Raw genomic sequence first — 14,715 nt, forward strand, 5'->3', positions numbered from 1 at the left:
TCAGGCTCCTTCCGCTTCGAGTTCGACATCGGCTTCCTGAGCGTCTTCCGGATCGATACCGCTGCGAAATCTCGCCAGGTACTCACCAAAGCCTTCGGGGCTCAGCCAGAACTGCAACATATTGGTGACACCGTTGCTGGTCAGGGTGGCACCGGACAGACCATCGACCTGGTGCTCACCGCTGCCGCTACCACGGGCCACGCGGATGGCCGGCTGAACGCTTTCCTCGTCGGCATAGATCTCCTTGCCCTGCCACTGGGCCTGCCAGCGCGGGTTGTTGACCTCGGCGCCAAGCCCCGGCGTCTCGCTGTGCTCGTAGTAGGTGATGCCGACAATGGTGTTGCCGTCGCCCTCGATGGACATGTAGCCCCGCATCAGCCCCCACAGGCCCTGGCCGCGAATCGGCACGATGACCTGCTCGGGATCTTCGGGGTCACCGACGAGATAGACGGTGGCGAAGTTCTCGACGCGAGAAAGGCCGGCAATGTCGCGCTCCCCGGACAGGACGCGGCCGGTGGCCGGGTCACGGGCGGCCTGGAAGTGATCGAAGGTTTCTGGATCGAACTCGTCGGTATACTCGCCGGTTCGCATGTCCACCACGCGGGGCGTGATCTCGGCGAAGGCCGACTCCACGTCGATGCCGCGCTCATAGAGGTTGGCGACACGCAGGATGTTGGTCTTGCGGTCGAGCTCCTCGTTGAGCTGCTGCATGGGACGCAGTGCCACCGCGGCGGTGGAGACGATGACCGAACACACGATGCAGAGTGCGAACGCCACCGTCAGGATCTTCTTGATGGAGTTATTGCTCTGTGCCATCAGGCAGTCTCCTCGGCCGGCACACCGGTGCGCTGCAGGCGGCGCTTGATGTTGGCCTGAACAAAGAAGTGATCGATCAACGGCGCGAACAGGTTGGCAAACAGGATCGCCAACATGATGCCCTCGGGGAAGGCCGGGTTGACCACGCGAATCAGTACGGTCATGACCCCGATCAGCGCACCGAAGATCAGCCTTCCCTGGTTGGTCATGGAGGCGGAGACCGGGTCGGTGGCCATGAAGACCATACCGAAGGCGAAGCCGCCGACCACCAGGTGCCAATACCAGGGCATGGCGAACATCGGGTTGGTATCGGAGCCGATCAGGTTGAACAGCGCGCTGGTCGCCACCATGCCGAGGAAGACCCCGAGCATGATTCGCCACGAGGCGATCTTGGTCCACAGCAGCACCACCGCACCGATGAAGATGGCCAGCGTGGAGGTCTCACCGATCGAGCCCGGCATGAAGCCCAGGAAGGCGTCCCACCAGGTGAATTCAGCGGTCAATGCGGCCATGCCCTCCTGGAAGGCCAGGGAGAGAGCCGTCGCCCCCGTGTAGCCGTCGGCCGCCACCCACACCGCGTCACCCGAAATCTGCGCCGGGTAGGCGAAGTAAAGGAAGGCGCGGCCGGTCAGCGCCGGGTTGAGGAAGTTCTTGCCGGTACCGCCGAAGATCTCCTTGCCGATGACGATACCGAAGGTGATACCCAGGGCAACCTGCCATAGCGGGATATCCACCGGCAGGATCAGCGCATAGAGCACCGAGGAGACGAAGAAGCCTTCGTTGACCTCGTGGCCACGCTTGACGGCGAAGACCACCTCCCAGAACCCACCGACCACGAAGGTCACGAGATAGATCGGCAGGAAGTAGGTCGCACCCAGCACGATATTGGACCAGAAGCTGCCCGGATCGTGACCGGCGGTCAGCGTCAGCATGATGGCCTCGCGCCAGCCAGCCATGGAAGCATAGCCTTCGGCAATCGCCATGTTGGACTGCCAGCCGGCGTTCCACATGCCGAAGAACATGGCCGGGAAGGTACAGGCCCAGACCGTGATCATGATGCGCTTGAGGTCGACCCCGTCACGCACATGGGCGGTAGTCTTGGCCACGCTGGGGGGCGCATAGAAGATGGTGTCTACCGCCTCGAACAGCGGATACATCTTCTCGTACTTGCCACCCTTGTGGAAATGCGGTTCGAGATTGTCGAGTGTCTGTCGGATACCCATCATCAGGCCTCTTTCTCGATCAGGGTGAGGTTGTCACGCAGGATGGGACCATATTCGTACTTGCCGGGGCACGCATAGGTGCACAGCGCCAGGTCCTCTTCATCCAGCTCCAGGCACCCGAGCTGCATGGCCACCTCGATGTCACCGACGATCAGGGAGCGCAACAGCTGGGTCGGCAAGATATCCAGCGGCATCAGCTCCTCGTACATGCCAACCGGCACCATGGCGCGCTCGGAGCCATTCGTCGACGTGGTGGGCGCATAGTTGCGCAGCCCGGTGAACTTCGACAGATAGATACCCATGACCGAGTGGCGGTTGGTACCCGGCGAAAGCCAGCCCATGAACTGCCGCTTGTTGCCCTCCTCCAGCATGCTGAACTGGTTATGGAAGCGGCCCAGGTAGCGCAGCGACCCTTCACAGGCGAAGCCGGAAAAGACCGAGCCGGAGATGACACGCGTCTCATCGGGTTCGATGACTTCACCGGCCAGCAGTTCCTCGGTGCTGGCACCGATGCGGGTCCGCAGCAAGCGCGGGTTCTCGGCCCGGGGGCCACCCACGGCGACGACACGGCTCATGTCGAGCCTGCCCTCGGCGAACAGCTTGCCGAAGGCGATCACATCCTGATAGCCGATGTGCCAGACGCGCTTGTGCAGGGCGACCGGCGACAGGAAATGGATGTGGGTGCCGACGAGCCCGGCAGGGTGCGGCCCGGCGAAGGTCTCGACCTGCACGCCGCCGACGTTGCCGCCGGGGATCTGCGCCCCGGGGGCGGTGCAGAGGTACACCTTGCCCTCGGTCAGTCGCGCCAGCACCTTGAGGCCGTCTTCGAAGGCTTCCGGCTGCTCGTTGATGATCCCGACAGGGTCAGGACACAGCGGGTGAGTATCGACGGCGGTGACGAAGATGTCGGCCGGCACGCTGTCGATGGCCGGGCTGCGCGAATAGGGGCGGGTCCGCAGAGCGGTCCACATTCCCGACTCGACCAGCTGGTCGACCACAGCCTGGCGCTCCAGGCTCTCGAGCTTGTCGCGGCCATGAGCGGTGAACGACACCGCCTCCTCGGTCTCGTCGACCTTGATGACAACGGAGAGCAGCCTGCGCTTCTCTCCACGGTTGATGGCGACGACTTCGCCGGCAGCCGGTGCCGTGAAGCGTACGCCCTCGTTTTTCTTGTCGGTGAAGAGCAGTTGGCCCAGTTTCACCTTGTCCCCTTCCCGGACCTCCATGGTCGGCTTCATGCCGACGTAGTCGGTACCCAGGATTGCCACGTGGCGCACCGGCCGCGCATCGTCGATACGCGGCTCGGGCGCCCCCATGATGGGGAGATCCAGGCCTTTCTTGACTTCGATCATAGTCTCGCCCAGTTGATGGATCGGATATACGAAGGAAAGGGGTTCGAATGGATTCGAATTCTTGTTGGTGTCAGTACGTTACCAGTCAGGCCCGAGGCATGCTCGGACCACCCCGAAAAATCCACGGTATTATAAAGACAAGCGTACTCAAAGACCACACGACCTATGGTTGCATACCGCCGGACGAAACCCGCCAGGCGGGGCGATCGGCGAGTCGAGGAGACGTTGAAATACGCTGATAGCGAGCCGCAGCGCGGCCTGGGTAGCAAGGCGCCGTCACACGGAGGGTGCCGGCGCAGATGAGGCAAGAATGACCTGGGTCATGGCATTCCCGACCCCGGAGGTCGGGAATGAGCGACGCCTCGGCTCCGGCGCTCAGCCCCGGGCGCGGGGCAACTTGAGGAAATGCACGTTGGAAATGTGTTGCAGGATGCGCACCACCTGGCAGCTGTAGCCGAACTCGTTGTCGTACCACACGTAAAGCACCGCGTGCCGACCATTGGCGATGGTGGCCTTGGCGTCGACGATACCGGCATGGCGGTTGCCGACGAAATCGGAGGAGACCACCTCGGGTGAGTCGACGTAGTCGATCTGCTTCTGGTAGTGGGAGTCGATCGACATGCGACGCAGGTAGTCGTTGAGCGCGTCGGCGTCGGTTTCCTTCTCCAGGGTCAGGTTGAGGATCGCCATGGAGACGTTGGGCGTCGGCACACGGATGGCGTTGCCGGTCAGCTTGCCGCCGAGTTCGGGCAGCGCCTTGGCCACGGCCTTGGCGGCGCCGGTTTCGGTCAACACCATGTTGAGCGGCGCACTGCGACCACGGCGATCGCCCTTGTGGTAGTTGTCGATCAGGTTCTGGTCGTTGGTGTAGGCGTGCACCGTCTCGACATGACCGTGCTCGATGCCGTACTCGTCGTTGAGCACCTTGAGCACCGGGACGATGGCGTTGGTGGTGCACGACGCCGCCGAGAGGATGGTGTCGTCGTCGCTGATGTCACCATCGTTGATGCCGAAGACGATGTTCTTGACATCGCCCTTGCCCGGCGCGGTGAGCAGCGCCTTCGCCACACCCTTGCACTGCAGGTGCTGGCCGAGGCCCGCCTCGTCGCGCCAGATACCGGTGTTGTCCACCACCACGGCGTTGTCGATGCCATAGACGGTGTAGTCGACATCCGCCGGCGAATCGGCGTAGATCACCTGGATGACGTTGCCGTTGGCGGTGATGGTGCGTGCCTCGGCGTCCACGCTGATGGTGCCGTCGAAGGGTCCGTGCACCGAGTCGCGACGCAGCAGGCTTGCGCGCTTCTCGAGGTCCTTGGCGATATCGCCACGGCCGCGCACGACGATGGCGCGCAGGCGCAGCAGGTTTCCGCCACCGGCCTTCTCGACCAGCACGCGCGCCAGGATCCGGCCGATGCGACCGAAGCCGTAGAGCACGACATCCTTCGACTGACCATTGTTGCCGTTGGCGTCGCGGCCATCGACGATATCGCTGAGCTCTTCACGCAGGAAGGCCTTGGCATCGCCCCCACCGCGCTGCTTGAAGGCCACGCCCAGCTTGCCCACGTCCACATGGGCCGGCCCCAGGTTGAGTTCGGTCATGGCCTGGACCAGCGGGAACGTATCCTGCACGGAAAGCTCCGTCCCCTCGACCTTCCTGACGAAGCGGTGGTCCTTCAGGATGCGAATCACCGAACGGTTGAACAGCGACCGTCCATACAGGGTGGTGACCACATTGTTGTGACGGTATAGGCTGCCGATCAGCGGAATCATCTGCTCGGCGAGGGCCTGGTTGTCGTGCCAATCCTGAAAAACGGTGTCGAGGGGTTGCTGACTCACGTGAAGCCTCTCTGATGATCTGGAATTCATACGCATTATCACGTCAGCCATCGAGCGGGGCAATCGCAGGATGGTCGCAGGCGCTGTAGGGGGGTTACAGAAAATGCGGGTTGACTACACGGCAATCCTCGGGCTGGTATGATTCCCCCCTGATGTCGACTCCGGGGCCGCGCGCGGTCTCGACACTCGCACCCAGCCCGTTCCATCGGCCCGACCAGAGAGCCTAACGATAGTGCCTGACGACACCATGTCCCATTTCTCACTGCTCGATCCGCCACGCCCGCAGGGTCTCCGAGACACCCTCTTCTGGCACACCCCTCCCGGCAGCGGTACCGCCCTGGCCCTGGCTCACCTTGCCGAGGACGCCCCCCTGCTGGTGGTAACCGCCGATACCGCCGGCGCCCAGCGCCTCGAAAACGACCTGCGCTTCTTCTCCACCACGCCGGTGCTGCCCTTTCCCGACTGGGAAACCTTGCCCTACGACAGCTTTTCACCCCATCAAGACATCGTCTCGGCAAGGCTGCGCACCCTGCGCCGGCTGCAGGACGGCACGCACGGCATCGTCCTGGTGGCAATCAACACCCTGATGCAGCGCCTGCCGCCGGTTGAGTACATCGCCGGCCGAGTGCTGACGCTGGAAGTGGGCATGCGCCTCGACCGGGAGGGCTTTCGCGAAAGCCTGTCCCGGGCCGGCTACCGGGCGGTCGAGACCGTATACGAACCCGGCGAGTACGCCCTGCGCGGCGCCCTGATCGACCTCTTTCCCATGGGCAGCGAGTCTCCGCTGCGCATCGACCTGTTCGATGACGAGATCGATACGCTGAGACACTTCGACCCGGACACCCAGCGCAGCCGGGAAAAGGTCGATGGCGTGGAACTCCTGCCGGCGCACGAATACTCGCTGGCACGCTCGGCCATCGCCTGCTTCCGCGAAGGCTTCGAGACCCTGTTCGACGTGGACCCGCGCCAGTGCCCGCTCTATGTCGATGCGCTCAAGGGAATTCCCTCGCCGGGCCTGGAGCAGTACCTGCCGCTGTTCTTCGAGGAAACCGCCACGCTATTCGAACACCTGGCGGTGGGCACCCGGGTGGCACTGCTGCCGGGAGTGTTCGAAGCGGCGGAGCATCACTGGGCCGCCATCGAGAGCCGTTACGAGAATCTCGGCGTCGATCCGACCCGCCCCCTGCTGCCGCCTCATCGCGCCTTCGTTCCGGTCGCCGAGGCATTTGCCGCCATCAAGAAGCACCCGCGAGTCGAGCTGACCGACGACCCCGACCATCGCCACGCCCTGCAGCCGGCGGCGAAGGCGCCACCAACGGTGCCCATCAATGCAAGGGCGAAGCAGCCGCTGGCCGCCCTTGAAGACTTCCTCGCCCAGAACCCCGACACCCGGACCCTGTTCGTCGCCGAATCCCGGGGCCGTCGCGAAGCCCTGGAGGAGACCCTGGCCCCGCTGCACCTCCAACTCCCCCACGTGGCCGACTTCCGCAGCTTTCTAGGCGACGACAGCCGACTGGCGATTACCGAGGGGGAGATCGACGCCGGCCTGTGGCTGGAGCGCCCCGACCTCGCCGTGATCAGCGAGACCGAGCTCCTCGGCGACGTGGTGCGCCAGAGTCGCCGCCGTGAAAAGGCGACCGATGCCAACGAACTGGCCGTTCGTCACCTCTCGGAGCTGCGCCCCGGCGCCCCCGTCGTCCACCAGACCCACGGTGTCGGCCGTTATCGTGGCCTGGAGACCCTGGAAGCCGGCGGCCAGGCAGCCGAGTTCGTCGCGCTGGAATACGCCGAAGGCGCCAGGCTGTATGTGCCCGTGGACAGCCTGCATCTGATCTCGCGCTATGCCGGGGCCGACGACGAGCTGGCCCCCCTGCACCGGCTCGGCTCCGACCACTGGGACAAGGCACGCCGCCGCGCCGCCGAGAAGATACGCGACACGGCGGCCGAGCTGCTCGACGTCTATGCTCGCCGCGAGGCCCGCGAAGGGTTTGCCTGCGCCCTCCCGGACGAGGAGTACACTCGCTTCGCCGCCAGCTTCCCCTTCGAGGAGACGCCGGACCAGCGCGCCGCCATCGCCGCGGTCATCGGCGACATGACGGCCCCTCGCCCCATGGACCGGGTGGTCTGCGGCGACGTCGGCTTCGGCAAGACCGAGGTGGCCATGCGCGCCGCCTTCCTCGCCGTGCAGTCGGGCCGTCAGGTGGTAGTGCTGGTGCCCACCACCCTGCTCGCCCGTCAGCACTATGAAAACTTCCGCGACCGCTTCGCCGACACCGCCGTACAGATCGAACTGATCTCGCGGTTCACCGCCGGCAAGGGGCAGGCCGAATCTCTCCAGCGCATCGAATCCGGCAACGCCGATATCGTTATCGGCACCCACAAGCTGCTGGCGAAGTCGATGAAACTGCCCAACATGGGACTGCTTATCATCGACGAGGAGCACCGTTTCGGGGTCACACAGAAGGAGCGGCTCAAGAACCTGCGCGCCGAGGTCGATATCCTGACGCTGACCGCCACGCCCATCCCCCGCACCCTGAACATGGCCATGAGCGGCATCCGCGACCTCTCGATCATCGCCACCCCCCCGGCGCGTCGCCTGTCGGTGAAGACCTTCGTCCAGCAGCGCGACGAGTCGGTGATCAAGGAGGCGATCCTGCGCGAGATCCTCCGTGGCGGCCAGGTCTACTTCCTGCACAACGAGGTCAAGACCATCGAGATCGCCGCCGAGAAGGTGCGCGAGCTGGTGCCCGAGGCCCGAGTCGCAGTGGCCCACGGACAGCTACCCGAGCGCGCCCTCGAGCGGGTGATGTCCGACTTCTACCACAAGCGCTTCAACGTGCTGGTCTGCTCCACCATCATCGAGACCGGCATCGACGTCCCCAGCGCCAACACCATCGTCATCGAGCGCGCCGACCGCTTCGGCCTGGCCCAGCTCCACCAGCTGCGCGGCCGCGTCGGCCGCAGCCATCACCAGGCCTATGCCTACCTGCTCGCCCCGCCACCGCGAACCATGACCCGTGACGCATCCAAGCGCCTGGAGGCGATCGCCGGCGCCGAGGACCTTGGCGCCGGGTTCACCCTGGCCAGCCACGACATGGAGATCCGCGGCGCCGGGGAGCTGTTAGGCGAGGAGCAGAGTGGCCAGATGGAGGCCATCGGCTATGGGCTCTACATGCAGATGCTCGACCGGGCCGTGGCCGCCATTCGCGCCGGCAAGACGCCCAACATCGACGCCCCGCTGGACGAGGGCGTGGAGGTGAGTCTCAACCTGCCCGCACTGATTCCCGAAGCGTATCTGCCCGATGTGCAGCAGCGCCTGGTGATGTACAAGCGCATCGCCAGCGCCGAGACCGAGGCCGACCTCAAGGAGCTGCAGGTAGAGATGGTAGACCGCTTCGGCCTGCTACCGGCTCCGGTGAAGACCCTGATGCGCCAGACCAGGCTGCGTCAGCGGGCCGAGCGCCTGGGTGTGGTGCGTCTGGAGGCCGGTGCCGCGAAAGGCCGGCTGATCTTCGGCGCACAGACCCGGGTCGATCCACTGACCCTGGTGCAGCTGATCCAGAAGTCCCCGGAGTGCTATCGCCTCGACGGCGCCGATACGCTGCGCTTCGAGCGGGAAATGGAAACGGAGGAGGCTCGCTTCCACGCCATCGAGGAGCTGCTGGAGGTACTCAACCGCAAGGCGGATGCCGCCTGATACCCCCTTCCCGCGCGGGTTTGTTTCATGGGAGGGACTCCCCGAGACCGTCCAGAGCGCTATAATGTCGATACGTGCTCTCAACATCGCAACCCAAGACACGAAACGGCATCACTGGCGCTTGGCCAGGATGCCTGAACCGTCGCTCTGCAGGGTACCGGGTGCTTACTGCCTCGGCTGCAGACGACTCTCCAACGAGATCATGACGTTGATGAAAAACCCGACACTGGCCAGACGAACATTGCGCTGTGCCGCGCTCTTCGGCCTTGTTGCCCTGCTCGCGGCTCCGGCGCTTGCCAATGAGCCCGATGCGGAACGAACGCTCCCCCGCGGCCACTTCCTGTTGCCCGAACAGGGGAACGTGATCGGCGAGGCCTACACCGTTACCGTCGAGGAGGGGCAGACCCTGATCGACATCGGGCGCCAGCACAATGTGGGCTATGACGAGATCCGCATGGCGAATCCCGATGTCAGCATCTGGGCACCCTTTGCCGGTACCGAAGTGGTGATTCCGGCACAGCACATCCTGCCCGACGCACCGCGGGAAGGGATCGTCATCAACCTCTCCGAACTGCGTCTCTACTACTACTCCAGCGACGACGTGGTCGAGACCTACCCCATCAGCGTGGGCCGCGACGGCTTCGCCACGCCCGTAGGCGTGACGAGAACCACCGTCAAGGTCAAGGACCCGCACTGGTCACCGCCCCGCTCCATGCGCGAAGAAGCCGCCGCCAGAGGCGAACCAGCCCCGGCGGTCGTGCCACCCGGGCCCGACAACCCCCTTGGCCGACACGCCATCCTGCTGGGCCTGCCGAGCTATCTGATCCATGGCACCAACATGCCCGATGGGGTCGGCATGCGGGCCAGCCGCGGCTGTATCCGGATGTTCCCGGAAGACATCGAGTCGCTCTATGATCGAGTCCCCAGCGGCACGAAGGTGAACATCATCGATCAGCCCTTCAAGGCCGCCTGGTCTTCCGACGGCATTCTTTACGCTCAATCCTTCCCGCAGCTCGAGGAGAACCTGGGCACCTTCGAGCCGATTCTCAACGCCATTGAGGTGGTCGCCAACACCTTCGGCGACGAGAAACCGCCAGTAGACTATGCTCAGCTACGCCGCGTCGTCGAGAACCCGAACGGCCAGATGGTATCGCTGTTGATGGTCGCCGACGAGGAGCCGACCCCGGCGCCCCCAAGCCAGGATGACGTCGAAGAAGGCCTGTTTTCCGAGCTGGAGCTCACCCAGCGGCAAGGGCTTCTTCACGAGCTGGAGATCGGCCAGCGGTAGCCCGTCGTGCCGCCTCGGTAGCAACGAGAAAACCCCGCCGAAGCGGGGTTTTCTCATACTGCAGAACCGCCATCACCCTTACGGGTAATGCCGGCACTCCAACAGAATTACTTCTGCATGGAGCGCTGGAACATACGGTTCATTTCTTCGCGGTTCTGCTCGGACATCTGCAGAGCCGCCTGGGCGTCACGCTGTGCCTGGTTGGCAGTGTTCTGGGCCTGGGTCGCAATGCTGCGAGCTTCGGCAGCATCAGCCTGGGCAGATTCAGCAGTCTGGCGAACTTCATCCAGAGCAGCGTTGGTAGCACAACCGGCCAGAATAGCCATGGATGCAGCAGCGGCGGTGAGCTTCAGGGTGGTCTTCAGAGTCATGGTGTTCTCCTTGAGTCTTCCTTGGTACTGCACGTTAGTACAGCGGCGTTAATGAAGCCTGAGGTCAGGCTATCCTGCAAAATGCAGGAGTCTTGCAGCGACTGCTGCCAAGCACAGGAGTCAAACGCTGTTTTATAATACCTTACGGCGCTTGTCCATAGCTCGAAACGTCCCTTGCGTATCTTGAGCCTAGCGGATCACGACGCGAGTGCCAATCTCGATTAGCTCGGAAAGCCTTTCGATCTGCTCGTTCGTCACCGCCACACACCCCTGCGTCCAGTGGTAGCTGGCATGCACATCAGGGTCTGCCCCACCGAGGCCATGGATACCGATAAACCCACCCAGCACGGTCTGCTGCGGTGGGTAGCCGTGACGCCGATAGTACGCGAAATAATCTTCGTAATCTCGTTCGGTGTAAAGCCCTGATTCGAGTGCCATGCGCGCATGGGCGGGCGTCGGGTAGTCAAGGCCGATGAAGATGTGCCAATCGCTCTCGTTATTGAAGCGATTGACGCGAAACTCACCCATTGGCGTCACATTGCCGCCTTGTAACCGTTCGGGCTTGGCCCCGGCCCGGCCCAGCGAGATCGGGGAAAAGCGCTCGACCAGGGTATTGCCTCGATAGACGGTGAGCACGGCCCGCTCGTCTTCGACCAGCACCCAGAGCTCATCGTCATGGCGAGGAATCTGCGCACGCGTGAGAAGAGTTTCGATCAGATTGGCTCGGGCGCTATTGGACATCAGCAGAGCGAATGGCGCTGACAAGGCAAGCAGGCCGAAACGGCGTCGAGAAACAGAGGTCATCGGCTCCTCACAGGAGAAGAAAAAAGCAGAAATCGGGCCTTATGGCGTTGTTATAGCCTATCTGTTGCCTGGCTGTCAGTCGAAATTGAACTGCAAAAAAATGTAGCCGCTGCGCTGAACCCTTCTTGTGCGCCCTCGCCGAAGGGCCATTCACGCCACGACAGGAAGCATTGTTGCACACTTTTCTTGTGCACCAGAATTTAGTGGAACAGCCCTGCCCATTAAACGGGAAGGATGGCCCCCATGCGCAGCACTTCACGCAGCGTGGTAATGCCGGCCTCAGCCTTGGCCAGCCCATCGGATAGCATCAGCACCTCGCCCCGTTCGACCAACCCGCGGCGCAGTATAGCCTCGTCGTCATGGCGGAGAATTCGGGCATGATCCTCTGGCGTCAGCTGCCATACCTCAAATATGCCGGTGCGCCCTCGATAGCCAAGATCGTTGCAGTGCGTGCAGCCCGGGGCCGACCAGACCGAATCCGGTATCGACAGCCCGATGGCATCCAGCCATTCGATGTCATCGGTTTCCGGCTCCCCCTGAATGCGACACTGTTGGCATAGCTTGCGTACCAGCCGCTGGCCAATCACCATCCCCAGGTTTGCACTGATCTCCCCATCGGTAAGCTCGAGATGACGCAACGAGGAAATCACTCCCACAGCATCGCGGCTGTGCAGGGTCCCCATGAGTGAACGCCCGCTGCTGGCGACATTCAGGCACGCCTGTGCAGAGGCAGGGCTACGCAACTCTCCGATCAGCACGTAGTCCGGGTCAAGGCGCAATATCGAGCGCGTGCCTGTATCGAAGTCGAGCCCAGCATGGCTATCCACCTGTATCTGGTTGATACCGGGGATCTCATACTCCACCGGATCCTCCAGGGTAACCACATGACTGTCGGTAAGGCGTAGCTGGTTGAGCAGCGTGTAGAGGGTGGTCGTCTTGCCCGCTCCCGTTGGGCCAGCCACCAGCAGCATGCCTCCTGTGGCATCCATCCAGCGGCGTATGCCCTGGGCGGCTTGCTTGCCGATGCCCAGATCGAGCGGGTCGTCAAAGGAGCGTGGCGAGCCCAGGAGGCGAATGGCCAGCTTCTCGCCAGCCACGCAGTTGACCGCCGTCACCCGCAGAAAGGCCTCCTCGTCACCGCCGACTTCGAGCGGCCAATTGAAGCTTCCCTCGGCGGTTACCAGCGAGGGAACGGGATTGAGCCCTGAGAGCACCTTGAGCTGGTTGGCCAGGCGCAGGCCATGGGCCGCGTCAATGCGCAGGGCGTCGATGACACGGCCATCGATCCGCAGCCTGATTCGATACGCTGCCTGGACCGGGTCGAGGTGTACATCGGTCGCTCGCGCGGCAATCGCATCATTGAGCAGCGCATGTGCCTCCAACGCCTCATCACCGGGCCCCGGCGGGTTGTCCAGCTGGGGAGCCAGGGACGGCAGCAGCCGGGAGTGGCGATCGGTGGTGGGGCTCATGAGGTCCTCCTGCGCCCTTGGGCAGGCGCGTGCCCGGATTTCACGCCGCCATGGCGTCCTGCCCTGTCAGCCTAGCTCCTGTCGGTGATTCTGCCCGCCTTACCGCAGATCGCAGCCTTGGTCATTCGCATGGGGGCGGGCGTTCAGCCTGGCAAGCCCTGGCTCCTCAGGTAATCGTCATAGCTCCCCGTGAAGTCGACGATGCCGGTGTCGCTCATGTCGAGGATGCGGGTGGCCAACGAGGAGACGAACTCCCGGTCGTGGCTGACGAAGATCAGCGTGCCGGGGTAGTGCTCCAGCGCCAGGTTGAGCGCCTCGATGGACTCCATGTCCAGGTGGTTGGTAGGCTCATCCATCAACAGCACGTTGGGTCGCGTCAGCGTGAGCTTGCCGAACAGCATGCGGCCCTGCTCGCCACCGGAGATGACCTTCACCGACTTGTCGATGTCGTCGCTGGAGAACAGCATGCGGCCCAGCGCGCCACGAATCACCTGTTCGCCGCCATCGCTCCATTGGGCCATCCACTCATACAGCGTCGCATCGTTGGAAAAATCAATGGAGTGGTCTTGGGCGAAGATGCCCAGCTCAGCACTGTCGGTCCAGCGCACCGCACCGGCCTGCGGCTGCAGCTCGCCGGCCAGGGTACGCAGGAGTGTTGTCTTGCCGATTCCGTTGGGGCCGATGATCGCGATACGCTCGCCGGCCTCGACGGTCATGGAGAGCCCTTCGAACAGCATCGGCTCACCGGCGTACCCCTGGCTCAGGGCCTCGACATTGACCGCGTTGCGATGGATCTTCTTGCCCTGCTCGAAGCGGATGAAGGGACTGACGCGACTGGAGGGCTTGATATCCTCTAGCTTGATCTTCTCGATCTGCCGCGCCCGGGAAGTCGCCTGCTTGGCCTTGGAGGCGTTGGCCGAGAAGCGGCTGACGAAGGTCTGCAGTTCGGCGATCTGCGCCTTCTTCTTGGCGTTGTCGGCGTACTGGCGCTCGCGGGCCGCCGTGGCAACGGTCATGTAGTCGTCGTAGTTGCCGGGGAACAGCTTGATCTCGCCGTAGTCCAGGTCCGCCATATGCGTGCAGACGCTGTTCAGGAAATGGCGATCGTGGGAAATGATGATCATGGTGCTGCTGCGGGCCGTGAGGATGCCTTCCAGCCAGCGGATAGTATTGATATCCAGGTGGTTGGTGGGCTCGTCGAGCAGCAGCACATCGGGATCGGAGAAGAGCGCCTGGGCCAGCAGCACCCGCAGCTTCCAGCCCGGCGCCACTTCGCTCATGGGGCCGGTATGCTGCGCCATGGGGATGCCGAGCCCCATCAGCAGCTCGCCGGCCCGGGATTCGGCGGTATAGCCGTCGAGCTCGGCGAAACGCACCTCCAGGTCGGCCACGGCCATGCCATCCTCTTCGCTCATCTCAGGCAGCGAATAGATGCGCTCTCGCTCTGCCGCCACTTCCCACAGTTCGCGATTGCCCATGATGACGGTATCGATGACCCGCTCGGTCTCGAAGGCGAACTGGTCCTGCCGCAGCTTGCCCAGCCGGGACCCCGAGTCGATCATCACCTGACCGGACGAAGGCTCCAGGTCACCTCCCAGGATTTTCATGAAGGTCGACTTGCCGCAGCCGTTGGCTCCGATCAAGCCGTAGCGGTGACCGTTGCCAAACTTGATGGAAACGTTCTCGAACAGGGGCTTGGCCCCGAACTGCATGGTGATATTGGCGGTGGAGATCACGTAGAAGGGCCCAATCGTAGTGCAAAAGTCCGCGATTGTACCGCTTATGGCCGCCTGTCACATGGCGATTGCCCCCTCCGACCCTAACTATCGCCCCGCCAGAGCGGAATCCAGCGGGAC

10 protein-coding genes are annotated in these 14,715 nt (G+C 63.5%); 2 read left to right on the forward strand and 8 right to left on the reverse strand.

The annotated features are described in order from the left end of the window. From LY622_RS16805 to LY622_RS16820, 4 genes are all read right to left on the reverse strand, one after another. Window positions 1-816 (reverse strand): Na(+)-translocating NADH-quinone reductase subunit C, encoded by an 816-nt coding sequence (locus LY622_RS16805; RefSeq protein WP_234291942.1) that lies wholly within the window; start codon window positions 814-816, stop codon window positions 1-3. Further along, window positions 816-2,042 (reverse strand): NADH:ubiquinone reductase (Na(+)-transporting) subunit B, encoded by a 1,227-nt coding sequence (locus LY622_RS16810; RefSeq protein ID WP_234291943.1) that lies wholly within the window; start codon window positions 2,040-2,042, stop codon window positions 816-818. Before LY622_RS16810 ends, LY622_RS16805 begins: the two co-directional genes overlap by 1 nt. Then, on the reverse strand, window positions 2,042-3,391 hold the full coding sequence (locus LY622_RS16815; RefSeq protein ID WP_234291944.1) for a Na(+)-translocating NADH-quinone reductase subunit A: 1,350 nt from the start codon (window positions 3,389-3,391) through the stop codon (window positions 2,042-2,044). The genes LY622_RS16810 and LY622_RS16815 overlap by 1 nt, the downstream gene beginning before the upstream one ends. Before the next feature lie 375 nt (window positions 3,392-3,766). Further along, window positions 3,767-5,230, reverse strand: coding sequence for a glyceraldehyde-3-phosphate dehydrogenase (locus LY622_RS16820; RefSeq protein WP_234291946.1), 1,464 nt, complete (start codon window positions 5,228-5,230; stop codon window positions 3,767-3,769). 247 nt (window positions 5,231-5,477) lie between these two features. Between LY622_RS16820 and mfd the strand changes: the two genes are divergently transcribed. Both mfd and LY622_RS16830 read left to right on the forward strand, forming a co-directional pair. Continuing rightward, window positions 5,478-8,927: a transcription-repair coupling factor gene (gene mfd, locus LY622_RS16825; RefSeq protein WP_234291947.1), complete on the forward strand. Its 3,450-nt coding sequence runs from the start codon at window positions 5,478-5,480 to the stop codon at window positions 8,925-8,927. 211 nt (window positions 8,928-9,138) lie between these two features. After that, window positions 9,139-10,215, forward strand: coding sequence for a L,D-transpeptidase family protein (locus LY622_RS16830; protein WP_234291948.1), 1,077 nt, complete (start codon window positions 9,139-9,141; stop codon window positions 10,213-10,215). Window positions 10,216-10,322: 107 nt separating this feature from the next. Here the strand turns inward: LY622_RS16830 and LY622_RS16835 are convergent, their stop codons facing one another. From LY622_RS16835 to LY622_RS16850, 4 genes are all read right to left on the reverse strand, one after another. Then, a complete protein-coding gene (locus tag LY622_RS16835; RefSeq protein WP_043518089.1) occupies window positions 10,323-10,586 on the reverse strand; it encodes an Lpp/OprI family alanine-zipper lipoprotein in 264 nt (87 codons plus the stop codon). Between the two features lie 189 nt (window positions 10,587-10,775). Next, entirely contained in the window at window positions 10,776-11,390 is a 615-nt protein-coding gene (locus tag LY622_RS16840; protein ID WP_234291949.1) for a L,D-transpeptidase family protein, read from the reverse strand. Between the two features lie 221 nt (window positions 11,391-11,611). Continuing rightward, window positions 11,612-12,859 carry a GspE/PulE family protein gene (locus LY622_RS16845; RefSeq protein WP_234291950.1) on the reverse strand — a complete coding sequence of 416 codons (1,248 nt, stop codon included), beginning with the start codon at window positions 12,857-12,859 and terminating at the stop codon, window positions 11,612-11,614. Window positions 12,860-13,002: 143 nt separating this feature from the next. Beyond that, on the reverse strand, window positions 13,003-14,595 hold the full coding sequence (locus LY622_RS16850; protein WP_234291951.1) for an ABC-F family ATPase: 1,593 nt from the start codon (window positions 14,593-14,595) through the stop codon (window positions 13,003-13,005). Window positions 14,596-14,715 lie beyond the last annotated feature (120 nt).

The sequence above is a fragment of the Halomonas alkalisoli genome (assembly GCF_021412585.1).
GTDB lineage: Bacteria > Pseudomonadota > Gammaproteobacteria > Pseudomonadales > Halomonadaceae > Halomonas > Halomonas alkalisoli.

Excerpts from the sequence above, each read along its gene's own strand:
- LY622_RS16835 (WP_043518089.1), bottom strand. The coding sequence starts at position 10,586 with ATGACTCTGAAGACCACCCTGAAGCTCACCGCCGCTGCTGCATCCATG.
- mfd (WP_234291947.1), top strand. The coding sequence starts at position 5,478 with ATGTCCCATTTCTCACTGCTCGATCCGCCACGCCCGCAGGGTCTCCGA.
- LY622_RS16815 (WP_234291944.1), bottom strand. The coding sequence starts at position 3,391 with ATGATCGAAGTCAAGAAAGGCCTGGATCTCCCCATCATGGGGGCGCCC.
- LY622_RS16845 (WP_234291950.1), bottom strand. The coding sequence starts at position 12,859 with ATGAGCCCCACCACCGATCGCCACTCCCGGCTGCTGCCGTCCCTGGCT.
- LY622_RS16810 (WP_234291943.1), bottom strand. The coding sequence starts at position 2,042 with ATGATGGGTATCCGACAGACACTCGACAATCTCGAACCGCATTTCCAC.
- LY622_RS16805 (WP_234291942.1), bottom strand. The coding sequence starts at position 816 with ATGGCACAGAGCAATAACTCCATCAAGAAGATCCTGACGGTGGCGTTC.
- LY622_RS16840 (WP_234291949.1), bottom strand. The coding sequence starts at position 11,390 with ATGACCTCTGTTTCTCGACGCCGTTTCGGCCTGCTTGCCTTGTCAGCG.
- LY622_RS16830 (WP_234291948.1), top strand. The coding sequence starts at position 9,139 with ATGAAAAACCCGACACTGGCCAGACGAACATTGCGCTGTGCCGCGCTC.